Below are 24228 nucleotides of genomic sequence, written 5' to 3'. Positions count from 1 at the left end.
ATTCGGCGGCAACCAGGAAGCGTATGCACAAAAGAATTTCGCTCTCTCCCGAGTCGACCCGCTGTTCGACCTGCATGCTGAATAGCCTGTGCCTGCCTCTGGGCATCAACAGCAACGACATATCCAAGTTCGACGAAGTCGTCAGCGAACGCATCCGCATTCCCAAGGGCGAAACGTTGTTTCACCAGGGCGACCGCTCGGTCGCCATCTACGGCATTCGCTCGGGCTCCATCAAGACCCAGCTCGAAGACGCCACCGGCCAGGTCCAGGTCACGGGCTTCCTGCTGCCGGGTGAAGTCGTCGGCATAGACGGCTTTCTCAACACCACCCAGCTGTCCAACGCCATTGCGCTCGAAGACACCGAGGTCTGTGTGGCGCGCATCGACGACATGGACCGCGTGGCCGCGCACGTGCCGGCCGTGCAGCACCAGTTGCGCCGCCTCAGCAGCGAGGAAATCAAGCGTTCGCAACAGTTGGTGGTGGCCCTGGGGGTGCTGCGCTCCGAGCAGCGCCTGGCGGCCTTTCTGTTGAATCTGTCGCAGCGGCTGGCGGCGCTGGGCTATTCACCCAGCGAATTCGTCCTGCGCATGAGCCGCGAAGAAATCGGCAACTACCTGGGGCTTACGCTTGAAACCGTCAGCCGGCTGTTCTCGCGCTTTGCGCGCGAGAACCTCATCCGCATCCACCAGCGAGAAGTGCAGTTGCTCGACCTGCCCATGCTGCGGCAGCTTTCGGGCGTCGACTGCGGCTGACCAGGCCGGCCGCCGCGCCCGCAAGGGGCCGCGGCCCACGCGGCACGGCTGGCCGCATGGGCACACGCCTAGAATGAATCCAGGGGGTCGGCCTCGGGCGCGCTGGGCGCCATGAACAGGCTCAGTGCGCTTGAAAGCGCGGCCATCAGCCAGAACAGGAAGAAGCCGCCGGCATACATCTGCTGCCGGCTAAGCTGTATGGTGCCGAAAATGGCGATGTCCAGCGGGTCGACCAGGGCGAAGACGGTGGCGCTGGTGGCCGCGGCGATAAGAAACGACGGCCACAGTATCCACATCAGAGAGCGCCACTTCATGATGCGTCTCCGGCCCGGTCACCGGCTGCCGCCGCGGCGGGCGCATCGCGCTCGATGACCAGCCCGCGCTTGCTACCGCCATCGGTGATGGGCTGGTCGGCGAAGTTCTGCACCGCCAGGGCGATGGTCACCACGCAGCCGGCGACCGCCGCCGCCGGACCGGCCATCAGTATCCACGGCCAGGGTTCACGCCACCAGGGTTTGCCGCCTTCTGTCTTGGTCATGGTTCTTGCCTCGTATCGTTCTTCAATTGCATTGCCGCTGCCCGGCCTTTGCCGGCCAGCGCGGCTGTATTTAGTGTTGACAGGCCCTAGCGCGGAACATAGAAACTGGTCGCCTCGGTGACCACGGTTTCACGGCCCTTGTCAGAGCTTGCGGTGACCCGGAGCTGAATATCATACAGCCCCGGCTGCGAGCCCGCCGCGGGCGCCTGCACCACCACGGGCACCAGGCGATTGGCCGAACCTTCGACCACGACGGGTTGGTCGGGATGGTCGGCCGGCGCGATCGCGATGCCGGGCACACCCGAAGCATCGAGCTTGAGTGTAAGGGGGGTTTCGGAAGTGTTGATGACCTGCAGCCGATAGACGTTTTCGACGAGGCCGCCCGCCACTTCGCGCCCCAGCGCGCCGCGGTCGCGAATGACGTCGACCCGCAAGGTGCTGCGCGTGGCCACCGACACGACCAGACCTATGCCGATGACCAGCAGCAGCAAGGTGTAGGCGATGACCCGGGGACGGAACAGCCTGCGCCGCACCTGGCTTTGCGTCAGGCCCTCGGTGATGGCGCTTCCCGAGGTATAGCGGATGAGCCCCTTGGGGTAATCCATTTTGTCCATGACCTGGTCGCAGGCGTCGACACAGGCGCCGCAGCCTATGCACATGTACTGCAGGCCGTCGCGGATGTCGATGCCGGTGGGACAGACCTGCACGCACAGCGTGCAGTCGACACAGTCGCCCAGGCCGGCTTCTTTGTGATCGACACGGCGCGAGCGCCCCCCGCGCGGCTCGCCGCGCTTGTAGTCGTAGGTGACGACGAAGGTGTCGTCGTCGACCATGACGCTTTGGAAGCGCGCATAGGGGCACATGTACTTGCAGACAGCCTCGCGCATGAAGCCCGCGTTTCCCCAGGTGGCAAAGGCGTAGAACAGCATCCAGAACCACTGCCAGGGGCCCAGCGAGAACGCCAGCAGGCCGGCGCCCAGTTCGCGTATGGGCGCAAAATAACCGATGAAGGTAAAGCCCGTCCAGAAGGCGATCAGCACCCAGACGGTGTGCTTTGCGGCCTTGAGCCCCAGCTTGCGCGCGCTCCAGGGCTGCTCGTCGAGCCGTATGCGCGCCAGGCGGTCGCCCTCGATCTTGCGCTCGACCCACATGAAGATCTCGGTGTACACCGTCTGGGGACAGGCATAGCCGCAAAACAGCCGCCCCGCCATGGCCGTGAACAGGAACAGCGCAAAGGCCGAAAGCACCAGCAGCACGGCCAGGTAGACGACGTCTTGGGGCCACAGCACCATGCCGAAGATGTAGAACTTGCGCGCCCCCAGATCGAACAGCACCGCCTGCCGGCCATGCCACTGCAGCCAGGGCAGGCCGTAGAAGATGATCTGGGTGACGAACACCATGATGATGCGCCAGCGCGCATAGATGCCCGACACCGAGCGCGGGTAGACCTTGTTGCGCACGTCGGCCAGGGCCTTCTCGACATAGGGAGAGGTGCCCTTCTGCGGCCGCGCCACGGCTTGCGGACGCCAGGCGGGAGAGCCGCCTGGGGAACTGGCGCCCTGCGTGGAAGAAGGCTTGCTGCTGTCGGTGTTCATGGCGGTTCTCTTCAGTCGGCGGTTTCACCCTCGTTGGACAGGCCCCACACCCAGGCGGTCAGCATGCGGATCTGCTGCGCTGTCAGGATGCGCTCTTGCGCCGGCATGTGGTTTTCACGGCCATTGAGGATGATGTCGACGATGGTGGCTTCGGAGCTTCCGTGCAGCCACACGTTGTCGGTAAGGTTGGGCGCGCCCACTGCCTGGTTGCCCTTGCCCTCGACGCCGTGGCAGGCCACGCAGTAGGTGTCGTAGCCGCGCTTGCCCGGCACAACGCGCAGCGAATCGGCCGCCAGGCCCGAAAGCGAACGCACATATTGCGCGATGTCGGACGCTTCGGCGGGTTTGATTGTGCCCCGCCAGGGCGGCATGACGCCGTGGCGGCCCTTGGTGATGGTCTGCTCGATCTGCTCGGGCGAACCGCCGTACAGCCAGTCGCCGTCGGTCAGGTTGGGAAAGCTCGGGCCGCCGCGGGCGTCGGAGCCGTGGCATTGCGCACAGTTGTTCAGGAACAGGCGCTGGCCGATCTGCTGGGCCTCGTGGTCGCCCGCGATCTGCGGAATGCTCAGGCTTTCGTAGCGCGCATACACGGGCTGTATCTGCTCGGCCTGCGCCCGCTGCGCCGCGCGCACCGCCTCGGCGGACGAGTAGTCGAGCACGCCCTGGAACCTGCCCAGCCCCGGATACAGCACCAGATAGCCCAGGGCGAATATGCACAGAAGCAGGTAGAAGACCGTCCACCAGCGAGGCACGGGGTTGTTGAGCTCGGACAGGTTGCCGTCCCACACGTGGCCGGTGTTCTCGGCCTGCTTGACTTCTTTCTTGAGCCAGGCGCGCTGCGAAAAAAGCAGCCACACGCAAAAGACGATGCCGCCCAGCGCGATGATCGAAATGTAGTAACTCCAAAAACCGCTGAAAAAGTCACTCATGTGATTCCCCTTGTTTCTTTTTTTCTGCCTCGCCCGCCTTTTCTTCGGCTTCTTCGCGGGCCGCCTGCTCGGCTTCGTCCGGCTGGGCGAAAGGCAGCATCGACGCATCTCGATTGGCCTTGGACCTGCCGCGCGAGTAGGCCCACCAGACGATGCCGATGAAGGTAAGCAATGCGACCAGGGTCGCGATTCCGTTGAGCATGGACATCAGGGTTCTCCTGCCATGATGTCGGCGGCCGCCTCGCGGCCCGCCACGCCCAGCCCCTGCAGATACGCGACGATGGCGTCTTCTTCGGTCTTGCCCTGGAGGGCTTCCGGGGCCGCCTCGATCTGCTCGTCGGTGTAGGGCACGCCCAGGTAGCGCAGCACCCGCATGCGCTCTTGAATGTTGGCGCCCTCGACCGTGTTGTGCTGCAGCCAGGGATAGGCCGGCATGTTCGACTCGGCCACGACGGCGCGCGGATTGCGCAGGTGGATGCGATGCCAGTCGTCGGAGTAGCGCTGCCCCACGCGCGCCAGGTCGGGGCCCGTGCGCTTGGAGCCCCACAGGAAGGGATGGTCGTAGACGAATTCACCCGCCACCGAATAGGGGCCGTAGCGCTGCACTTCGGACTGCAGCATGCGGATCTGCTGCGAATGACAGCCCACGCAGCCTTCGCGTATGTACACGTCGCGGCCGACGAGCTGCAGCGCCTCGTAGGGCTGCACGCCCGCCACCGGCTTGGTGGTGGAGTGCTGGAAGAACAAGGGAATGATCTGCGCCAGCCCCGCGATGGAGATCACCAGCACGCTGAAGAAGATCAGCAGCCCGACGTTGGTTTCGAGCAGCTCGTGGGTAAAACCTTTTTTTTGCTTGCTTGCCATGTCAAGGCTTCCTTTAAGCGACCACTTTGGCGGCGACGGGCGCCGTCTGGGGTAATGCGGGCCCCACCAGGGTGGGGTCGGTGCTGTCCGGGTTGTACTTGTAGACCTCGGGGTTGGGCTTGGGCTGGCCCTTGACGGTGCGATAGGTGTTCCAGGCCATGACGAACATGCCGCTCAGGAAAAAGAGGCCTCCGATCAGCCGGATGGCGTACAGCGGATAGGTGGCGCTGACGCCCTCGACGAAGCTGTAGGTAAGCGTGCCGTCGGCGCCGGTAGCGCGCCACATCAGGCCCTGCATGACGCCGGCCACCCACATCGAGCTGATATACAGCACCACGCCCAGGGTGGCCAGCCAGAAGTGCAGCTCGACCTGCTTGATGCTGGCCATGGAGGTGCGGCCGTACAGGCGCGGGATCATGTAGTAGAACGAGCCGAAGGTGATCATGGCGACCCAGCCCAGCGCGCCCACGTGCACGTGGCCGACAGTCCAGTCGGTGTAGTGCGACAGGGCGTTGACGGTGCGGATGGACATCATCGAGCCCTCGAACGTGGCCATGCCGTAGAACGACAGCGCCGTGACGAGGAACTTGAGTATGGGGTCGGTGCGCAGCTTGTGCCAGGCGCCCGAGACCGTCATGATGCCGTTGATCATGCCGCCCCACGAAGGCGCCAGCAAAATCAGCGAGAACACCATGCCCAGCGCCTGGGTCCAGTCAGGCAGCGAGGTGTAGTGCAGATGGTGCGGGCCGGCCCACATATAGGTAAAGGCCAGGGCCCAGAAGTGCACGATGGAAAGGCGGTACGAGTAGATGGGACGGTCGGCCTGCTTGGGCACGAAGTAGTACATCATGCCCAGGAAGCTGGTGGTCAGGAAGAAGCCCACCGCATTATGGCCGTACCACCACTGCACCATGGCGTCCTGCACGCCCGCATAGGCCGAGTAGGACTTCCACAGCGAGACCGGAATCTCGATGTTGTTGAAGATGTGCAGCACGGCGATGGTAAGGATGTACGAGCCGTAGAACCAGTTGGCCACGTAGATGTGCTTGACGCGCCGCTTGGCGATGGTGCCGAAGAACACCACGGCATACGAGACCCACACCAGGGCGATCAGGATGTCGATGGGCCATTCGTACTCGGCGTACTCTTTGGTGGTGGTGAAGCCCATGGGCAGCGTAAAGAAGCCCAGGAACAAGGCCAGCTGCCAGCCCCAGAAGGTGAAGGCGGCCAGCTTGTCGGAAAACAGGCGCACCTGACAGGTACGCTGCACCACATAGTACGAGGTGGCGAACAGCGCCGTGCCGCCGAAGGCGAAGATGACCGTGTTGGTGTGCACGGGGCGCAGGCGGCCATAGCTGAGCCAAGGCGTGTTGAAGTTCAGCTCAGGCCAGATCAGTTGGGCTGCGATCAGCACCCCCACGCCCATGCCGACGATGCCCCAGAATATGGTCATGATCGTGAACTGCCGGACCACGCCATAGTTGAAGGTTTCCGGCTGGCCGGCCATCGTACCCGAAGTACCCATGGATTTCCCCTAATACAAACAAATAAGATTCTTGTCGGCTGGATGCCGATTCATTCATTTTCTTCGTCGCCCAGTATGGACTTGGCGGCCGAATCACTGTCGTCGAACTGTCCGGCGAAAATCGCCCACCAGAACGCCACGCCGATCGCCACCACGAAGACCAGCGATATTGCGATCAGCAGAAACATCGCCTCCATGGCTGCCTACGGCCTGTCGACGCTGAACGGACGCTGGCCGGCGACGGGCAGGCCCGTCGCCGACGTTGCGGTTTGCCGCCGGAACAATCGCCAGGCATTGGCCGCCACCGCCAGCGAGGACAGCAGCATGGTAATGGCCGCCAGCCAGGGCTGCACCCAGCCGATGGCGGCCAGGGGCATCATCAGCACGTGCCACAGCATGGCGCCCAGCAGGCTCTGGCGCGCAATGCGCTCGCTGGCGCGGACCAGGCCGGCCAATTCGTGTTCGGAAGTGGACGGCCGCGCCATGAGGCTGGCGTGCGCGGCGGCGATGGAGGTGGGCACGGCCATGGCCATGGCACAGGGGCAACTGATGACCAGCATGGCGACCATGATGCCCACCGCGCGTTCGGGCGCATGCATGTACCAGACGGCGCCGGCCGCGAAGGCCACCGCAAGCTGGATGATGGTGAACCAGATGGCGATCCGGTCGGCCCTGGACGACAGGACGATGCGATGCGCCTCGATGGCCTCGTGCATGCGTCCGCTGCCCACGGCCTGGCGCGCGCAGAGCTCGAGGTAGCGTGCCGTAAGCAGAAAGGCCACGAACATCGTGACCGAATCGAAATAGACTTCGCCGTGCCCGGCATACGTGGCATAGGCGCTGGGTATGAAGGCGGCGACGATGCCCAGCGCCACGGGCACGTCCATGCTGATGCTGGCCTGGCGCATACGGCGCAACGCCCCCTGCCACACGGGCCAGGCGCAATACAGCACGACCGGCAGGGTCAGCGCCAGGCTGACCCAGTTCATGAGCACGATGGCGCTGTCCAGGAAGCTTTGATCTTCGGCGCCCATGGGCCGGTTGCGCAGGTAGCCCGGAAAGGCGAACATCATGACCTGCATCATGGCGAGCCACGCCAGGCCCAGCCGGGCCAGCATGTGCCGCCGCTGAAGCCGCTGGCTGTGCGCGAGCGTATCGGGAAGGGAAAAAATCGAGAAGGCGCGCATGGTGTGACGAACTATAGCGTTGCCCCGCGCGTGCCGCCTTGATATAGATCAAGGCACGGCATGTTCCCGTACCGAACACGCGCTATCGTCCTGTCCGCCCTGCCGTCTTTTCTCCGCCCCAACCTTTCACAGGCGGGCGGCAGCCCCGCCGCCGATGCAAAAAGGGGCGCGGCCACGCCGCGCCCCCTTCTCTTCGCATGCCGGGACGGCAAGGCCCGGATCAGGCCACCTTGCGGCCGGCCGCCTGGCCTTCGAACTGCGCCTCTTCGGTCGAACCGCTAAGCGCAGTGGTGGACGACTGGCCGCCCTCGATGGTCTGCGTCACGGCGTCGAAATAGCCCGTGCCCACTTCGCGCTGGTGCTTGACCGCGGTAAAGCCCAGTTCGGCGGCGGCGAACTCTTTCTGCTGCAGCTCGACAAAGGCGCTCATCTGGCGGCGGGCATAGCCGTGGGCCAGTTCGAACATGCCGTAGTTCAAGGCATGGAAGCCCGCCAGCGTGATGAACTGGAACTTGTAGCCCATGGCGCCCAGCTCACGCTGGAAGCGCGCCACGGTGTCGTCGTCCAGGTTCTTCTTCCAGTTGAACGAGGGCGAGCAGTTGTAGGCCAGCATCTTGCCGGGGAACTGCTTGTGGATGGCCTCGGCGAAGCGGCGCGCGTAGGCCAGGTCGGGCGTGGAGGTTTCACACCACAGCAGGTCGGCATACGGCGCGTAGGCCAGGCCGCGCGAAATGGCCTGGTCGATACCGGCGCGCGTGCGGAAGAAGCCTTCGGCCGTGCGCTCGCCCGTAATGAAAGGATGATCATTCTCGTCGACATCGCTGGTGATGAGATCGGCGGCGTCGGCGTCGGTGCGGGCCAGCAGCACCGTGGGCACGCCCATGACGTCGGCCGCCAGCCGCGCCGATGTCAGCTTGGACACGGCTTCGCGGGTGGGCACCAGCACCTTGCCGCCCATGTGGCCGCACTTCTTGACCGAAGCCAGCTGGTCTTCGAAGTGCACGCCGGCGGCGCCCGCCTCGATCATGGCCTTCATCAGCTCGAAGGCATTGAGCACGCCGCCAAAACCGGCTTCGGCGTCGGCCACGATGGGAGCGAAGTAATCGATGTAGCCTTGGTCTCCGGGCTCGGCGCCCTCCATCCACTGGATCTGGTCGCAACGGGCCAGGGCATTGTTGATGCGGCGAACCACCTGGGGCACGGAATTGGCGGGGTACAGCGACTGGTCGGGGTACATTTCACCCGCCAGGTTGGCGTCGCCCGCCACCTGCCAGCCCGAGAGGTAGATGGCCTTGAGGCCGGCCTTGACCTGCTGCATGGCCTGGTTGCCGGTAAGCGCACCCAGCGAATTGACGAAATCTTCGCTCTGCAACAGGGACCACAGTTTTTCGGAACCGCGCCGCGCCAGCGTGTGCTCGACGGCCACCGAACCGCGCAGGCGCACGACTTCTTCGGCGCCGTAGCCGCGCTTTACGCCCTGCCAGCGCGGGCTTTCGGCCCATTGGTTTTGCAGATCACGCACTTCCTGTTCGCGTTTGGACATGGTTTTGCTCCTGATGAGTGAAAAAAGAGACCGGGTATGGAAAAAATTCTACGCCTCTTGTGCAAAGCAAAACACACTTATGTCTTATATAAGACTAAAAATATTTTCTTTTAAAATCAATGAAATAATAAATTCATTCCATAATGCAAAACGATTTTCTCCTTTATGAAAGATGCTGCGCTGCCCTGCAGCACGGGGTTTTCATATGGCGGTCTTTTTCTTCCACATTGTGAAATTCATCTGTGGCTACGGCTGCGCGGGCTACAATTCGTCTCATGAATACGCCTCTCATCCATGCGCCCCTGGGGCAGGAAGTGGTCTACCCCACGTCCTACGATCCCAAGCTGCTGTTCCCCATCGACCGGGCCCCCAATCGCCAGACCCTGGGCCCGCTGCCCGACTGGGCCGGAGCCGACATCTGGAACGCCTATGAAATCTCCTGGCTCAACCCACGGGGCAAGCCCATTGTGGCGACGGCGCGCTTCGTCTTTCCCCACAGCAGCCCCAGGCTGGTGGAGTCGAAGTCGTTCAAGCTTTATCTGAATTCGTTCAATGACGAGCGGTTCGCGAACGAGCAAGAGGTGGGCGAGCGGATGCGCGCAGACCTGGCCGCGGCCTGCGGTGCGACGGTAGAGGTCGAAATCACGCGTGTGGGCAGGCAGGCGGGGCAAGGATATGAGGCGCTCGAGGGCGAGAACATCGATGATATCGATGTGGAGATCGAGGTATACACGCCTTCGCCCGAACTGCTGCGCTGCGTGCCCGGCGGGGCGGTGGTCGAGGAAACGCTGGTGTCCGATCTATTGAAGTCCAATTGCCCGGTCACGGGCCAGCCGGACTGGGCAAGTGTGCAGGTCCGCTACACGGGGCCGCAGATCGACCGGGCGGCGCTGCTGAAGTACATTGTGTCGCTGCGCCGGCATGATGAATTTCATGAGCATTGCGTCGAGAAGATGTACTGCGATATCTGGCGGATCTGCCGGCCCGAGTCTTTGCTGGTGTATGCGCGCTATACGCGGCGCGGGGGGCTGGACATCAATCCTTGGCGGGCCAGTTCGAAAGTTGAGGTTTCGCAGGTGCGGACTGTTCGTCAGTAGGCAGTGCAGGCCAAGGCTGCTGTTCATTGCAGCCAGGGTTCAATTTGAGTTGCCCTTCTCATCTTGATGAACGGAAAGCTCGCCTCGATTCATGTACGAACTGGTTCGTCGCGATACGCTTCTGGGCATTTGCTTTCATTCGTTGAGCTTGCTTGCATGGAGCTGCGTTCGTTTGGGTTCTAAAGCGCCGGCGGCGAGGCTAGGGTTTCCAGCGGGCGGTCGGGCGGTTCGGCCCGTGGCCGAACTCCCCGTGTTCAGCGCGTTTGCACGGGCGGCGGGAGAACTCGACCTCAGCGCTACGCGCTTCGGGACTCGAACAAACCCCCGCCGACTGCCCCCGCACAAACGCGCTGAACACGGCGCCCTCCGACGCCCGCTGGAAACCCTAGCCTCGCCACCGGCTTGCAATTGAGTAACGCGAGGGCATTGCGAACCCAGTGCTTCCTCAGGCAATACCTCTTAGTGCCAAGCGTCGGGGCACACTCATCGATTGAAAAAAGCCCATCCGGAATATTCAGGATGGGCTTTTTACAAAATGAAGGTAGTTCGGGAACGAACCGCCAGCGCGGGGCAGCTACCCCGCCACGGCTTGCGGGCTGGTGCGGGCGTTGACGGAGCGGGCGACCATCATGGCCAGGCCGGAAGCGGCGACGAAGGCGATGGCGGCGCCTATCCAGGGGCCCTGGGTGTGGCCGGCGTCGAGCATCAGGCCGAAGCCGACGGGGCCCAGCGAGGCGCCGACGTCCATGCCGGAATAGACCAGGCCGTAGACGGTGCCGGTGGCGCCCTTGGGGGTGACCCGGCGGATGAGCATGTCGCGCGAGGGGGTGGAGACGCCGGCGCAGAAGCCGGCCAGGCCGACTACGATCATGGCCAGGGGCGAGATGAGCACGCCGGAGGCCAGCAGCACCAGCAGCGCGCCGGCGGCGATGAGGGACAGGGCGACGGTGCGCTCGGTGTTGGGGGTGGCGTTGACGAGGAAGCCGCCGGCGATCATGCCCAGGGCCGAGGCCAACATGTAGCCGGAAAGCGTGGTGCCGGCCATGACCTTGTCGATGCCGTAGACGTCGCCCAGCATGGGAATGGTGAAGTTCTGGACGGCGGACAGGGCGATGGAGGTGCAGGCAAAGAAGAAGAAGGCGCCCCACAGGGCGGGCTGCACCAGCAGCGTGGCCAGGGTGCGCCCCACCGACTGCTGGGCCAGGTCGGGGGTTTCACCGGCCTTGGGCTTGGCCGCGGGGCGCTCTTCGTTGCGGCCGGCCAGCAGGTCGCGGCCTATCCAGATAAGGAAGAGCACGGCGGCCACCAGGCCGGCGGCGCCGAAGGCGGCAAGGCGCCAGTCGCCCAGGTGGATGAGGGTGGTCATGAATACCGGGGTCAGGGCCCAGCCCAGGTTGCCGGTAAAGCCGTGGGTGCTGAAGGCGTGCCCCAGCCGGCGCGAACTGACGCGGTGGTTGATGATGGAGAAATCAACCGGATGGAAGACGGAGTTGCCGGCGCCGCCGATGATGGCGGCCAGCATCAGCATGGCGTAGTTGGTCGAGAGCCCGATGAGCACGCCCGAGACCACGAAGCAGGCCAGGCCGAAGCGCAATACCGGGGTGGGGCCGATGCGGTCGACAACGAAGCCCGACGAGGCCTGGCCCAGGCTGGAAACGACGAAGAACATCGAGGCCAGCAGGCCCAGCTGCACGAAGTCGAAGCCGAACTCGGCGGCCAGGGGCAGGAACAGAGTGGGAAAGACCAGCTGGAAGAAGTGAGAGCAAGAGTGCCCTGCGCCGATAAGGCCTATGATTTTCCAGTCGCGGCGCTTGATGGCCGGCGTATCGGCGAATTGATCGAAAGTGGTTGCTACCATGATGAAATCTTAAATGCGGTTAAACATCGCGGCCGGCACGGTCGCGTATCTGGGGCCAGGCGCGGCGCAGGTAATAGCACATCGACCAGATGGTCAGTATGGCCGCCACCACGATCAGCACGTGGCCCACCCATACGCTGGACACCCCGAACAGCTCTTGCCAGTACAGCAGGCACGGAATCGCCACCATTTGCGCCCCGGTCTTGAACTTGCCCAGCCAATGCACGGCCACGCTGCCGCTGGCGCCGATCTTGGCCATCCATTCGCGCAGCGCCGAGATGGTGATTTCGCGCCCGATGATGATCAGCGCTATGACGGCGTCGACCCGGTTCAGGTCGAGCAGGATGAGCAGCGCCGTGCACACCATGAGCTTGTCGGCCACCGGGTCGAGAAAGGCGCCGAAGGAAGAGGTCTGGTTCCAGCGGCGCGCCAGCCAGCCGTCGAACCAGTCGGTCAGCGCGGCAAAGATGAAGGCCAGCGCAGCGATGGTGTCGCGGGAGGTTGGGGGCAGCCAATCGTGGGGCACGTAGAACAGCGCCACGAGCAGCGGGATCATGGCAATGCGCAGCCACGTGAGCACGATTGGGAAGTTCAAAGGCATAGGGATAATACTACCATCGCTAACTGCGCAGCGCCTGATAGATTCGCTCGGCAAGTTCGTCTGAAATGCCTTCGACCGAGCGCAGATCGTCCTCGCTGGCGGCCACCACCCCCGAAAAGCCACCGAAGCGGGCCAGCAGCTTCTGCCGGCGGCGGGCGCCCACGCCCTCGATTTCCTCAAGCCGCGACACATTGCGCGCCTTGGCGCGCCGCGCCCGCATGCCGGTGATGGCAAAGCGGTGCGCCTCGTCGCGTATCTGCGCCACCAGCATCAGGGCCGCCGATTCACCGCCCAGGGCCACCGGGCTGCGCCCGTCGGCAAAGACCAGGGTTTCCAGGCCCACCTTGCGCCCTTCCCCCTTGGCCACGCCCACGATGACGTGGATGTCCAGCCCGAACTCGGCAAACACCTGGCGCGCCACCTCGACCTGGCCCTTGCCGCCGTCGATCAGCACCAGGGTGGGCAGTTCGGCGTCGCCGTCGGCGACGCGGCTGAAGCGCCGGGTGAGCACCTGCCGCATGGCGGCGTAGTCGTCGCCCGGCGTCACGCCGGCAATGTTGTATCGGCGATACAGCGAGGGCTGCATGTCGTGATGCCGGTAGACCACGCAAGAGGCCTGGGTGGCCTCGCCGGCCGTGTGGCTGATGTCGAAGCACTCGATATGCATGGCGTCCAGCGCCGCCTCGTCGGTGTCCAGGTCCAGCGCCTCGGCCAGCGCCAGCGTGCGCGCCGAACGGGCGCTGGATTCGGTCAGCATGCGCGCCAGGGCCATCTCGGCATTTTTCTGCGCCTGCTCGAGCCAAGTGCGGCGCACGCCCTGCGGGCGGGTCAGCATGCGCGCCTTGACGCCCGTCTGCTCGGCCAGCAGCTTGAGCAGGCCCGGGTCGGGCAGCTTGTGCGAACACACCAGCAGGGGCGGCAAGCCCCCGTCCACATAATGCTGGGCCACGAAGGCGGCCAGCACGTCGCCCGGCTCGTCGCCGTCGGCATGGGTGGGGAAGAAGGCCCGATCGCCCAGATGGCGGCCGCCCCGCACCATGGCGAGGTTGACGCACACCCTTCCCCCCGCGGCCACGACGGCGATGATGTCGACATCGTCGCTGCCCACCTGCTCCATGGTCTGCTGCTGCAGGACCCGGGCCAGTGCACCCATCTGGTCGCGCAGCACGGCGGCCTGTTCAAAATCGAGCTCGTCGGAAGCCCGAAGCATGCGCTGCTCGATGTCGTCCAGCACCTCCTTGGCGTGGCCGTCAAGAAAGCGGATGGCTCGCTCGACGTCGGCCTGGTAGTCGGCGGCCGAGATCAGCCCCACACAGGGCGCCGAACAGCGCGCGATCTGGTGCAGTAGACAAGGGCGCGAACGGTTGGCGTAGACGCTGTCTTCGCAGGTGCGCAGGCGAAACACCCTTTGCAGTATTTGGATGGTTTCGCGCACCGCCCAGGCATTGGGATAAGGCCCGAAATAGCGGCCTTTGCCGCTGGTGCTGCCCCGATAGTAGGCAATGCGGGGCGCCTCGTGCCCGGTGATGTGCAGGAAGGGGTACGACTTGTCGTCGCGAAACAGAATGTTGTAGCGCGGGTGCAGCCGCTTGATGAGGTTGTTTTCAAGCAGCAGCGCCTCGGCCTCGGAGCGCGTGACCGTAACCTCGACGCGCGCCACCCTGGCCACCATGTGGGCGATGCGCGGGCTGGCCAGGTTCTTCTGGAAGTACGACGAGACCCGCTTCTTGAGGTTGCTGGCCTTGCCGACGTAAAGCACCTCGTCCTTGGCATCGAGGTGCCGGTACACGCCCGGCAAGGGTGGCAGGTCAGCCAGGAACGATTTGAGATTGAAGCTGTCGGGCATACTGGTAACGGGCAAGGCTCTGCAGTGTCTGCCAGTCGGGTGCGGGCTGGCGCGGCATGAGGCGGCGGATGCGCTGCTGCGAGGCCGGCGAAGGCTCGTGCCGCAGGCGCCCCAGCAGCTCGTCGGCAAGGTCGGGGCGGTTGCACACCAGCACCATGTCGCAGCCCGCCGCCAGTGCGGCCTGCGCGCGGGCCAGGATATCGCCCGCCACGGTAGCGCCTTCCATGGTCAGGTCGTCGGAAAACACCACGCCATCATAAGCCAGATTGTCGCGCAGCACGGTCTGTATCCAGTAGCGCGAAAAGCCCGCGGGGCTTGCGTCGACCTTGGGATAGATGACGTGGGCCGGCATGACCGAGGGCAGCACCATGTCGCCCAGCCAGCCGTAGGGGGCCGCGTCTTCCTGCATGATTTCCTCGAAGCTGCGCTCGTCCACGGGAATTTCGTGGTGCGAATCGGCCTGCACGAAACCATGGCCGGGAAAATGCTTGCCGCAGGCGGCCATGCCCGACAGCATCAAGCCCTGTATCAGGGCCCTGGCCAGCATGGCCACCACCTGGGGCTCGCGATGGAAGGCCCGGTTGCCGATCACCTGGCTGCCCCCGTAATCAAGGTCGAGCACAGGCGTAAAGCTAAGGTCGACGCCGCAGGCGCGCAGCTCGGCGCCCAGCACGTAGCCCGTTTCAGTGGCCAGGCGCATGGCGGCCAGCGAATCGTCCATCCATATCTCGCCAAAGGCCGACATGGGCGGCAAGGCCGTGAAGCCGTCGCTGCGAAAGCGCTGCACCCGGCCGCCCTCGTGGTCGACGGCGATGAGCAGGGGCTCGTCGCGCGCCGCGTGAATGTCGCGGCACAGGGCGGCAAGCTGTTCGCGGCCGCTGAAGTTGCGCGCGAACAGGATGACGCCGCCCACCAGGGGGTGGCGCAGACGCTGCCTTTCATGTTCGGTCAGTTCCGTACCCTCGACGTCGACCATGACGGGCCCCGGGGGCAGGACGGTGGAATCGGCGTTGTCGGGGCTAGGGTTGCGTGTCATGAAAAGTGGAATCCGTATTGGGCAGCGGCTCGATCACCACGAAGGCCATGGCCGTGTCGCTTTCGTCGCTGAGGGAAATGTGGGCGGCGCCGTAGCGCGCCGCATACCAGTGCGCCAGGGCGCCGTCCAGCCGCACGACCGGCCTGCCCCCCGGCGCATTCAACGCCTGCATCAGGCGCCATGACATGGGCGCATGCATGCCCAGGCCTATGGCTTTTGAAAACGCCTCTTTGGCCGCAAACCGGGTGGCCAGGTAGCGCATGCCCCGATTGGGGTCGCGCTGGTGACGGCGCTGGAACACCGCGTATTCCTGGTCGCCCAATATGCGTTGGGCGAACTTGAGCCCCTGGCGCTGGAAAACGCCCTGCACGCGATCGACCCGCACGATGTCGGTGCCTATGCCCGCGATGGCGACGGAAGGAGGCAGGTTCATGTTGCTTAGCGGCCCTTGAACACCGGGCTGCGCTTACCCAGGAAGGCCTGCACGCCCTCTTGGTAGTCTTGGCTGCGGCCCAGTTCGCGCATGAGGTCGCGTTCCAGGTCGAGCTGCTGCGCCAGGGTGTTGTTCAGGCTTTGATTGAGCGCCTGCTTGGTGGCGGCCAGGCCCATGGTGGGCGCGGTGGAAAAATGCACGGCCAGCTCTTGCAGCCGAGCCTCGAACTGTTCGTCGGGCACGCATTCCCAGATCAGGCCCCACTGGGCGGCTTTCTCGGCGCTGAGCTTGTCGCCCAGCATGGCCAGGCCCATGGCCCGGGCGGGCCCCACCAGGCGCGGCAGGGCGTAGGTGCCGCCCGTGTCGGGCAGCAGGCCCAGCCGGCAGAAAGGCTGGATGAAGCTGGCCGAGGCACGCGCGATGACGATGTCTCCGGCCAGGGCCAGGTTGGCGCCCGCTCCGGCGGCCACGCCGTTCACGCCCACCACCACCGGCATGGGCAGCGCACGCAGCCGCTTGACCAGCGGCCCATAGTATTTTTCGATGCTGGCGCCCAGATCGACCGGGGGGGCGCCTTCTTTGACAACCCGTTGAGAAAGATCCTGCCCGGCGCTAAAACCCCGGCCGCTGCCGGTAAGCACCAGGACGCGGGCGCCCTCTTGCTCGACCCGGCCAAGCGCCTGGGCCACCTCGGCATGCATGTCGGCCGTGAAGCTGTTGAGCTTGTCGGGACGATTGAGCGTAAGGCGCGCAATGCCGTCCCGCAGCTCGAACAATATGTTTTCGTAGGTCATAGCTTGATGAAATGCTCGCGATAGTGCTTGAGCTCTTCGATGGATTCGTAGATGTCGGCCAGGGCCTCGTGGCGGCTTTGCTTGGCAAAGCTTCTGTATACCGCGGGCTTCCAGCGCAAGGCCAGCTCTTTGAGCGTGCTGACGTCAAGATTGCGATAATGGAAGAAGGCCTCGAGCCGGGGCATGTACTTGACCAGGAAGCGCCGGTCTTGCCCCACCGTGTTGCCGCACAGCGGCGACTTGCCCGCGGGAACATGCTGCGACAGAAAAGCCAGCAGTTGGGCCTCGGCCTGTTCTTCGGTCAGTGTCGAGGCCTTGACCTTGTCGGTGAGGCCGCTTTTGCCGTGCGTGGACGTGTTCCATTTGTCCATGGCGTTCAGCAGCTCGTCGCTTTGGTGAACGACAAGCACCGGCCCTTCGGCCACGAAAGTGAGGTCGGGCTCGGTCACCACCACCGCCGCTTCGATGATGCGTTCTTTTTCAGGGTCCAGGCCCGTCATCTCGAGATCGAGCCAAACCAGACGCTGTTCATTAACCGCCATATAATCCTTCCTTAAAAAAGCGATTTTCTCATACCTGCCGGCCGCTTATGTTTACCTTGTGGTTCATTGCCTTTTTATTTGCCGATCTGGCCACCCGTGCCTGGGTCGCGTCGCGCCAGATGCGCCACGTGCTGCGGCACCGCGACCAGGTGCCCGCCGAGTTCGCCGACCGCATCGGCCTGCGCAGCCACCAGCGTGCCGCCGACTATACCTTGGCCAAGGTCAGGCTGGGCATGGTCGAGACCCTGGTCGAAGCCGCGCTGCTGGTGGTGCTGACTCTGCTGGGCGGCCTGCAATGGCTCGACCTGCAGTGGGGCCGGGCCATTGATTCCGAAATGTGGCGCCAACTGGCCCTGATCGGGTCGGTGGTGGCCATCGTGGGCCTGGTGGGCCTGCCCTTCACTGTCTGGCGCAAGTTCGGGCTGGAAGCCCGCTTCGGCTTCAACCGCGTAACCCCCCGCCTGTTCGTGGCGGACCTGGCCAAGGGCCTGCTGCTTACCCTGCTTCTGGGCGCCCCGCTGGTGGCCCTGGTGCTGTGGGTCATGGGCAATGCCGGGCAACATTGGATATGGTGGGCCTGGGCCGTGTGGGTGGGTTTCAATTTCCTGGTCATCTGGCTGTTTCCCACGGTGATCGCGCCCTTGTTCAACAAGTTCACCCCGCTGCAAAATACCGACGTGGCCGAGCGGGTCAATGCCCTGGCGCAGCGCTGCGGCTTTAGGCTCAATGGCCTGTTCGTCATGGACGGCTCCAGGCGCTCGGCCCACGGCAATGCCTACTTTACCGGTTTCGGCCGCAACCGGCGCATCGTGTTCTTCGACACCCTGCTGGCGCGCCTCGACCCCATGGAAATCGAAGCCGTGCTGGCGCACGAACTGGGCCACTTCAAGCATCGCCACATCATCAAGCGCATGGCCGTCAGCTTCGCTGCCGCCCTGGGCTTTTTCGCGCTGCTCGGCTGGCTGGCGCAACAGGTGTGGTTCTACACCGGCCTGGGCGTCATTCCCCAACTGGGCCGCCCCAACGATGCCCTGGCCCTGATCCTGTTCTTCCTGGTCGTGCCGGTGTTCACCTTCTGGGTCACGCCGCTGGCAAGCTGGTTTTCACGCCGCGACGAGTTCCAGGCCGACCGCTACGCCGCCAGCCAGTCCTCGGCCGACGCCCTGGTGTCGGCCCTGGTCAAGCTGTACGACGACAACGCCGCCACGCTGACGCCCGACCCGGTGCACTCGGCCTTCTACGACAGCCATCCGCCCGCCGCCCTGCGGATCCAGAAACTGCGGCATGGCGCCTGACCCTTCCCTTGTTGCGGGGCGCATCATCGCCTCCCACGGCCGCCACTACACGGTAGAGATGGTCGGCGGCGCCACGCGCCAGTGCTTTCCACGCGGAAAGAAATCCGGCCCCGCCGTCGGCGACCTCGTGCTTATCCGGCCCCAGGGCGACTCCGAAGGCGTCATTGAAAGCATTCAGGCGCGACGCAATCTGCTTTATCGCTCGGACGACATGCGCACCAAGCAGTTTGCCGCCAACGTCGACCAGCTGCTTCTGGTGGTGGCCGTCGAGCCCGCCTTCTCACCCGACCTGGTCGGGCGCGCCCTGGTGGCGGCGCACAGCGCCGACATCGCCCCGCTGATCATCCTGAACAAAGCCGATATTGCCGATGGGCTCGACAAGGCCCAGGGCCGGGTTCACGCCTTGTCTTCGGCATACCAGCCGCCCATTCCCGTATTGCTGACCAATGCCCTGGACACCCAGGCAACCACGCAGGCGCTGCTGCCGCATCTGCGGGGCAAATGCAGCCTGCTGCTGGGGCAAAGCGGCATGGGCAAATCCAGCCTGCTCAACGCCCTGGTGCCGCAGGCCCAAGCCGCCACGCAGGAACACTCCATCGCCCTTGACGCGGGCCGGCACACCACCACCAGCACGCGGCTGTATCACCTGCCCGGCGGCGACGGAACGCTTATCGATTCCCCGGGCTTCCAGAACTTCGGCCTGTTTCATCTAAGCCCCGGCGACATCGAGCGCGGCTTCCCCGAGTTCGCGCAACGTGCGGCGCACTGCCGCTTCTACAACTGCACCCACCGGCGCGAACCGGGATGCGGCGTGCTGGCCGCCGTGCAAGAAGGCAGCATCCAGCCCGAGCGCCACGAACTGTATCTGCGCATCCTGGCGGAAAACGAAGCCCAAGAAAGATATTAAGGAGGCCGCGAAGGCTTCAGGAATCGACGACGCGGTTTTCGAGCCGGACCTGCGCCGCTCAAAAACTTACCCGAGAAACCCCCTTCAAACCCAGCATCTCGCGCGCCTCATCAGGCGACGCAACGCGCGAACCCAGCTCCTCAATGATCCTCCGGACTTTCGCCACCTGCTGCGCGTTCGATTGCGCCAGGGTTCCATGCGATATATACAAGGAATCCTCGAGCCCTACTCGCACATTGCCGCCCATCTGACTGCCTGTTGCGGCCAGCCGCATCTGAGCCCCGCCCGCCCCGAGGACCGACCAGCGATAACTATCGCCAAAAAGCCGGTCAGCCGTACGCTTCATGAAAATTAAATTATCGACGTCGGCTCCGATCCCGCCCAATATCCCGAAAACAAACTGGATGAAAATAGGCGCCTTGAAAAGGCCTGAGTCCATACAGAAACGCAAGTTATACAAGTGCCCCACGTCGTAGCACTCATGTTCGAACTTGGTATCGTGGGCAGAAAGCTGGGTCGCGGCTTTGCTTATGTCTGCAAACGTATTGCGAAAAATGTATCCGTCCGAGTTCGCGATATAGTCCTTCTCCCAATCGAACTTCCATTTCTCATGACGCCCTGCCAGCGGGTGAAAGCTGAAATTCATTGATCCCATATTCATAGAACACATTTCGGGTGAAAACCGCAGGGCCGGGGCAATCCGCTCCTCAATCGTGTTCAGCAAGCTGCCCCCCGTCGACAGATTGATGACGGCATTCGTAGAAGCTTTAATTCTGGGTAGAAACTTTGCGAAATCCTCGGGGGCTATGCTGACGCCGCCGTCATGAGGACGTCGAGCGTGTAAATGCAATACCGCCGCACCCGCTTCGGCCGCCTCGATCGCCTGATCGGCAATATCGTCCGGCGTATAGGGCAAAGCGTCAGAAAGAGTGGGGGTATGGATGGCTCCGGTGATTGCACAGCTAATGATGACAGGTGACCGCTTGCCGGACATTGACTACTCCTTAAACATTGAAAACTACTCTTCAAATATCGCTACGGCCCGCGTAAACCCGGCAGATGCGCCTCGAATCTTGTATGGGAAACAACTGATGGTGAAACCAAACGGAGGCAATTGTTCAAGGTTGCCCAGCTTCTCGAGGTGGCAATAAGCTCGGACCATGCCCGCACGGTGGCCCTCCCAGATTACCGAAGCGTCGCCTTCCCGGGCGAAGCGTTGAGCCGTAAAATTAAAGGGAGCGTCCCAGCTCCACGCGTCCGTGCCCGTTACCCGCACACCGCGCTCAGTCAGGTACAACGTCGCCTCGCGTCCCATTCCGCAACCCGCCGATACATAGTCCGAACGCCCGTATCTGGCGCCCGCGGCAGTGTTCACGACAACAATATCCAGCGGGCGAAGTTCGTATCCAATGCGTTCGAGTTCAGCTTCGACCTCTTGGGCAGTAACCACATGGCCGTCAGGCAGATGGCGGAAATCCAGCTTCACTCCCGGACTGAAACACCACTCGAGCGGCACCTCGTCAATGGTTATCGCCCGTTGCCCATCATCCATCGTGGAATGAAAATGGTAAGGCGCGTCCAGATGAGTGCCGTTATGGGTCGAAACGTCTAGGCGTTCTATCGCCCAGCCTTCTCCGCCCGGAAGATCCCCAACCGTGGCACCCGGAAAAAAAGAAACCACATCCGCGGCGGTAGCGTGATGGTCGAAATACTTAATGTATGGAAGGTGGCCTGGGGGGTCTGAAGCAATATCCGTTTCCAAAGGCACGGAAATATCGACATAGCGGCGGGTCATTGCATGATTCCTTTATGTTTCAAGTGCGAGACGTATGCATGTTTCATGGCTGCTTCAATAGCACTAGACTGAGTTCGGGAACAAACACCAATACCACCAGCACGAAAAGCATCATCAGGAGGAATGGCATAGCGCCGCGGAAAATGTCTCCAAGGGTGATGGATTGATCTTCGAGCGAGCTTTTTATGACATACACCGATAACCCGAAGGGCGGGGTGATCACACCGGTTTCAACCGCGACTATGGTCAGGATGCCCAGCCAGATCAAGTTGATATCGAGTGATTCGGCCACCGGTAGCATTAACGGCAGCATGATCAAAATGATCGACGAAGCATCTATGATCGTGCCCAGCGCAATAGCGATCAATATGTAGACCATCAGAAATCCCGTGGCGCCCATGCCCTGGCTGGTAAGCCACTCTGTGAGAAATTGCGGCATACCGGACATGGCGAGCATCCGCGTATAAATACTGGCACAGATGATAAGAAAGCTGACCGCTACGGTGATATGGCCTGTTTCCGTCAATACCGCCCAGAAGGTTTTTAAGGTGAGCCTCCTTCGGACAATAGCTATGATCAGCGCCATGGCCGCTCCCGTCGCGCCGGCTTCGGTCGCCGTGAAAAAACCGGCGTACAACCCGCCCAACACTGAAGCGATCAATAACACGCTCGGAAAAAGTTTTTTCGCCATCACCCAAAGTGTCATCGTGGGCTGGTCTTCCCCTTCGCGGCGGATGAGGCCGCCTGCTTGAGTTTGATAAACCCATTTCGGATTCAGCGTCGCCATGAGAATGATTGCGACAGAGTAGACCAACGCCAGGAACAAGCCTGGAACGATCCCCGCGGTAAAAAGATCGCCGACCGACACGTTGGCCAAGAAACCGTAAAGAATCATCAGGAGACTAGGCGGCAACAGCATGCCCAGCACCGATGATCCGGCGACGACGCCAACCGAAAATCGCTTGTTGTATCCGAAGCGGATCATTTCCGGAGTGGCGATTCTGGTGAAAACAGCTGCAGACGCAATCGAGATGCCGGTAATGGCGGCGAATACGGCGTTCGCAGCGACCGTGGCCACTCCGAGCCCCCCGCGCAACCGTCGCAATAGCTGGTCGGCAACGGCAAAGGCGTCCTTGCCGATGTCGGCCTTGGCCACCAGAAATCCGGTTAACACAAAGAGCGGCACAACGCCGAAAATATGGCTCGAAATCGCGTCCTGGCTGGCTTGCGCCAGCATGTCGGCCGCGATCCCGGCATCGTCGCGTATAAGCCAGACACCGATAAACGAAACCACGCCCAAAACAATAGCCACATGCATGCCGGCCCAAATAAGCGCCAGCATCAAAATCAATGATAGACCCGCAATTTCAATCGGCATCATGAGGTTTTACCTCCCAACAGCGCCATGCGACGCACATCGAGCCATGCTAAAAGCAGACACGCGACCAATGCGGCTACCATGCCAACCAGCATGGTGAGGCGCACCGGCCAAACGGGCATGGTGAAATCCCCCAGTGAACCGATGTACTCCTGGATCTGTATCGATCTGAGAAGCGGCTGCCAGCTTGCGTGCAAAATAATGGCCAAGAGCCCTGCGCCTGTGACATGAAACAGGGCGTTCAAGAGCGCAGCAGCACGCGGCGCCGCGCGCTTGAGCCCCCCCAGCAAAACGTCGGCACGAGCCATGCGGCCGGCGACAAAGGTATCCGCAAGTTGTAAAAATACGATCCCGGTGATGGAAATCGAAATGAACTCGGTTGTACCGCGTAGTGGAGAATCAAAAAGTTCCCGGCCCAAAATATCCGCGTTAATCAGCAACATCATCGCAAGAATCCAGACGGTTCCTATTGCGTTGAGCACCTGGGTGACGCGGTGAAGGCCGCCGGGGAGCGGCATTCCATAAGACTCGTCAGGAACGACCGCCCTCCTTCGTAGATCGAGATTAGGATATTCAACGTTAGTCATGTATTAGCCCAATCCCGAGGTACGTTGACTCCAGCACGCTTCAATTCGGCCATGAAACCTTCCAGCACTTTGTTTCCGGGCAGCCCCTTGGCTTCCATCTCTTTAGCCCAACTCGTGCCCGTAGAAGGCAACAGGTTTGCCCATCGGACGCGCTCCGCCTCCGGCAACTCCTTAACTTGTGTTCCAGCCTCCTTCATCTTGCGTATCACTTCCGCTGTGGCGTCAGTCTGCGCCTTTGTGAAGCGACGGCTGTACTCGCTGCCAACCTCTTTGAATATCGCTTGCACCTCCGGAGGCAATTTTTCGAAACGGCGCTTTCCAAAAGCGATTCCACCCGCATACTGCGAGCCGAAGTTCGTCAAGGTTAGATGAGGTGCAACTTCGAAAACCTTGGCGCCCCATCCTCCTGTGGCAAAGATCGGTACGCCCTGTGAAACACCCGACTTAATATCTTCGTAGTACGTATTGAGGGTACCCGGTACTCCTACGGAACCGGTTCCATGGAACCAGTTCCCGGTGGGTCCGGGTATGGCGATTTTCTTTCCCTTCAGATCGTCTACCGACTCGAACGAAAAATTCGTGAACAACTGGTATGAATCAAGAGCCGAGCTACCCAAATAAACCAATCCATTCTTCGTCCACGCGTCTCCAACGGCGGGGATATCTTCCTGAAGCTTATCCATGATATTGGTGATGATGCCAATATCGCTGGTTGTAAATGGCAAATGGTATGAAATGTTCTGCAAGGGGAAATTAGGCGCTTCGAAGATCGTGCTTACATAACCGATATCGGCAATCCCATCGGCGATTCCCTTTGACTCCGCACCGAGCTTGATAAGAGTTCCGCCCCAGGCCTTGGTCCATTCGATTTGATAATCTCCCCCTGCGGCCTCCAACCTTCGATCAATCTCAGGGATCAAAAAGTCGTCTAGCAGTTTTACCCACAGAAATACAGGAGGGTGGCCAGAAGCGACCGTCACCCGCAGCTTCTTGGGAGTCTTCTTTTGTCCTAGAGCTGGCATGGCAGCACCAGCCAATGAAAGCAAGGCCGCGGTGTTGAATGTGCGTCGAGAAATCATATTTGTCTCCGGTTTGTTAGTTATTTAAATGGGGTTGCCAATCGCAA

26 protein-coding genes are annotated in these 24228 nt (G+C 62.4%); 4 read left to right on the top strand and 22 right to left on the bottom strand.

Translation table 11 applies throughout. From position 1 onward, the window contains the following. Positions 1 to 23 precede the first annotated feature (23 nt). The gene (locus C7440_RS07040) at positions 24 to 752 is read left to right on the top strand and encodes a helix-turn-helix domain-containing protein (RefSeq protein WP_017525333.1); all 729 of its coding nucleotides are present in this window, start codon (positions 24 to 26) and stop codon (positions 750 to 752) included. Between the two features lie 68 nt (positions 753 to 820). Here C7440_RS07040 and C7440_RS07035 read toward each other — a convergent pair whose 3' ends face one another. From C7440_RS07035 to aceA, 10 genes are all read right to left on the bottom strand, one after another. Beyond that, on the bottom strand, positions 821 to 1066 hold the full coding sequence (locus tag C7440_RS07035) for a hypothetical protein (protein ID WP_017525334.1): 246 nt from the start codon (positions 1064 to 1066) through the stop codon (positions 821 to 823). Further along, positions 1063 to 1290: a FixH family protein gene (locus tag C7440_RS07030; RefSeq protein ID WP_017525335.1), complete on the bottom strand. Its 228-nt coding sequence runs from the start codon at positions 1288 to 1290 to the stop codon at positions 1063 to 1065. The genes C7440_RS07035 and C7440_RS07030 overlap by 4 nt, the downstream gene beginning before the upstream one ends. 86 nt (positions 1291 to 1376) lie before the next feature. Then, a complete protein-coding gene (gene ccoG / locus C7440_RS07025; protein ID WP_116517920.1) occupies positions 1377 to 2885 on the bottom strand; it encodes a cytochrome c oxidase accessory protein CcoG in 1509 nt (502 codons plus the stop codon). Positions 2886 to 2896: 11 nt separating this feature from the next. After that, a complete protein-coding gene (gene ccoP, locus C7440_RS07020) occupies positions 2897 to 3814 on the bottom strand; it encodes a cytochrome-c oxidase, cbb3-type subunit III (RefSeq protein WP_116517919.1) in 918 nt (305 codons plus the stop codon). Next, positions 3807 to 4022 carry a cbb3-type cytochrome oxidase subunit 3 gene (locus C7440_RS20225; protein ID WP_017525338.1) on the bottom strand — a complete coding sequence of 72 codons (216 nt, stop codon included), beginning with the start codon at positions 4020 to 4022 and terminating at the stop codon, positions 3807 to 3809. Before C7440_RS20225 ends, ccoP begins: the two co-directional genes overlap by 8 nt. After that, positions 4022 to 4678: a cytochrome-c oxidase, cbb3-type subunit II gene (gene ccoO / locus C7440_RS07010; protein ID WP_116517918.1), complete on the bottom strand. Its 657-nt coding sequence runs from the start codon at positions 4676 to 4678 to the stop codon at positions 4022 to 4024. Before ccoO ends, C7440_RS20225 begins: the two co-directional genes overlap by 1 nt. Before the next feature lie 13 nt (positions 4679 to 4691). Continuing rightward, positions 4692 to 6203 (bottom strand): cytochrome-c oxidase, cbb3-type subunit I, encoded by a 1512-nt coding sequence (gene ccoN, locus C7440_RS07005; protein ID WP_017525340.1) that lies wholly within the window; start codon positions 6201 to 6203, stop codon positions 4692 to 4694. Between the two features lie 50 nt (positions 6204 to 6253). Then, positions 6254 to 6400, bottom strand: a complete 147-nt coding sequence (gene ccoS, locus C7440_RS07000) for a cbb3-type cytochrome oxidase assembly protein CcoS (RefSeq protein ID WP_164544783.1) — start codon at positions 6398 to 6400, stop codon at positions 6254 to 6256. 6 nt (positions 6401 to 6406) lie between these two features. After that, positions 6407 to 7390: a P-type ATPase actuator domain-containing protein gene (locus C7440_RS06995; RefSeq protein ID WP_116517916.1), complete on the bottom strand. Its 984-nt coding sequence runs from the start codon at positions 7388 to 7390 to the stop codon at positions 6407 to 6409. 220 nt (positions 7391 to 7610) lie between these two features. Next, positions 7611 to 8933, bottom strand: coding sequence for an isocitrate lyase (gene aceA / locus C7440_RS06990; protein WP_017523222.1), 1323 nt, complete (start codon positions 8931 to 8933; stop codon positions 7611 to 7613). A gap of 275 nt (positions 8934 to 9208) precedes the next feature. Between aceA and queF the strand changes: the two genes are divergently transcribed. Beyond that, positions 9209 to 10030 carry an NADPH-dependent 7-cyano-7-deazaguanine reductase QueF gene (gene queF, locus C7440_RS06985; RefSeq protein WP_116517915.1) on the top strand — a complete coding sequence of 274 codons (822 nt, stop codon included), beginning with the start codon at positions 9209 to 9211 and terminating at the stop codon, positions 10028 to 10030. Positions 10031 to 10604: 574 nt separating this feature from the next. On the opposite strand, the gene C7440_RS06980 is transcribed toward queF, so the two are convergent. From C7440_RS06980 to orn, 7 genes are read right to left on the bottom strand one after another with little or no spacing between them, the layout of a single operon-like run. Next, positions 10605 to 11888 (bottom strand): MFS transporter, encoded by a 1284-nt coding sequence (locus C7440_RS06980; RefSeq protein ID WP_116517914.1) that lies wholly within the window; start codon positions 11886 to 11888, stop codon positions 10605 to 10607. A gap of 19 nt (positions 11889 to 11907) precedes the next feature. Beyond that, positions 11908 to 12489 (bottom strand): CDP-diacylglycerol--glycerol-3-phosphate 3-phosphatidyltransferase, encoded by a 582-nt coding sequence (pgsA, locus tag C7440_RS06975; protein ID WP_116517913.1) that lies wholly within the window; start codon positions 12487 to 12489, stop codon positions 11908 to 11910. Between the two features lie 19 nt (positions 12490 to 12508). Then, entirely contained in the window at positions 12509 to 14335 is a 1827-nt protein-coding gene (gene uvrC / locus C7440_RS06970; protein WP_116517912.1) for an excinuclease ABC subunit UvrC, read from the bottom strand. Continuing rightward, a complete protein-coding gene (nagZ, locus tag C7440_RS06965) occupies positions 14298 to 15371 on the bottom strand; it encodes a beta-N-acetylhexosaminidase (RefSeq protein ID WP_116517911.1) in 1074 nt (357 codons plus the stop codon). Before nagZ ends, uvrC begins: the two co-directional genes overlap by 38 nt. After that, complete coding sequence (acpS, locus tag C7440_RS06960; RefSeq protein WP_116517910.1) at positions 15355 to 15804, bottom strand: holo-ACP synthase; 450 nt, start codon at positions 15802 to 15804, stop codon at positions 15355 to 15357. Before acpS ends, nagZ begins: the two co-directional genes overlap by 17 nt. Positions 15805 to 15809: 5 nt before the next feature. Continuing rightward, a complete protein-coding gene (paaG, locus tag C7440_RS06955) occupies positions 15810 to 16598 on the bottom strand; it encodes a 2-(1,2-epoxy-1,2-dihydrophenyl)acetyl-CoA isomerase PaaG (RefSeq protein ID WP_116517909.1) in 789 nt (262 codons plus the stop codon). Then, positions 16595 to 17140 (bottom strand): oligoribonuclease, encoded by a 546-nt coding sequence (gene orn / locus C7440_RS06950; protein WP_116517908.1) that lies wholly within the window; start codon positions 17138 to 17140, stop codon positions 16595 to 16597. The genes paaG and orn overlap by 4 nt, the downstream gene beginning before the upstream one ends. Before the next feature lie 47 nt (positions 17141 to 17187). On the opposite strand from orn, the gene C7440_RS06945 reads away from it, so the two are divergent. Both C7440_RS06945 and rsgA read left to right on the top strand, forming a co-directional pair. Next, a complete protein-coding gene (locus C7440_RS06945) occupies positions 17188 to 18435 on the top strand; it encodes a M48 family metallopeptidase (protein WP_116517907.1) in 1248 nt (415 codons plus the stop codon). After that, entirely contained in the window at positions 18425 to 19342 is a 918-nt protein-coding gene (rsgA, locus tag C7440_RS06940; protein WP_116517906.1) for a ribosome small subunit-dependent GTPase A, read from the top strand. The genes C7440_RS06945 and rsgA overlap by 11 nt, the downstream gene beginning before the upstream one ends. Positions 19343 to 19400: 58 nt before the next feature. On the opposite strand, the gene kce is transcribed toward rsgA, so the two are convergent. Genes kce through C7440_RS06915 form a run of 5 tightly spaced genes read right to left on the bottom strand, consistent with a single transcriptional unit; the run spans position 19401 to position 24181 of the window. Beyond that, the gene (kce, locus tag C7440_RS06935) at positions 19401 to 20336 is read right to left on the bottom strand and encodes a 3,5-dioxohexanoate:acetyl-CoA acetone transferase (RefSeq protein WP_116517905.1); all 936 of its coding nucleotides are present in this window, start codon (positions 20334 to 20336) and stop codon (positions 19401 to 19403) included. A gap of 24 nt (positions 20337 to 20360) precedes the next feature. Continuing rightward, positions 20361 to 21137, bottom strand: a complete 777-nt coding sequence (locus C7440_RS06930) for a cyclase family protein (protein WP_116517904.1) — start codon at positions 21135 to 21137, stop codon at positions 20361 to 20363. 43 nt (positions 21138 to 21180) lie between these two features. Next, positions 21181 to 22518: a TRAP transporter large permease gene (locus tag C7440_RS06925; RefSeq protein ID WP_116517903.1), complete on the bottom strand. Its 1338-nt coding sequence runs from the start codon at positions 22516 to 22518 to the stop codon at positions 21181 to 21183. After that, the gene (locus C7440_RS06920) at positions 22515 to 23102 is read right to left on the bottom strand and encodes a TRAP transporter small permease subunit (protein WP_116517902.1); all 588 of its coding nucleotides are present in this window, start codon (positions 23100 to 23102) and stop codon (positions 22515 to 22517) included. Before C7440_RS06920 ends, C7440_RS06925 begins: the two co-directional genes overlap by 4 nt. Next, positions 23099 to 24181 carry a C4-dicarboxylate TRAP transporter substrate-binding protein gene (locus C7440_RS06915; protein ID WP_116517901.1) on the bottom strand — a complete coding sequence of 361 codons (1083 nt, stop codon included), beginning with the start codon at positions 24179 to 24181 and terminating at the stop codon, positions 23099 to 23101. The genes C7440_RS06920 and C7440_RS06915 overlap by 4 nt, the downstream gene beginning before the upstream one ends. Positions 24182 to 24228 lie beyond the last annotated feature (47 nt).

The organism is Pusillimonas noertemannii (assembly GCF_003096595.1).
Lineage (GTDB): Bacteria > Pseudomonadota > Gammaproteobacteria > Burkholderiales > Burkholderiaceae_B > Pusillimonas > Pusillimonas noertemannii.
This window is presented reverse-complemented; position numbering and strand designations above follow the sequence as displayed.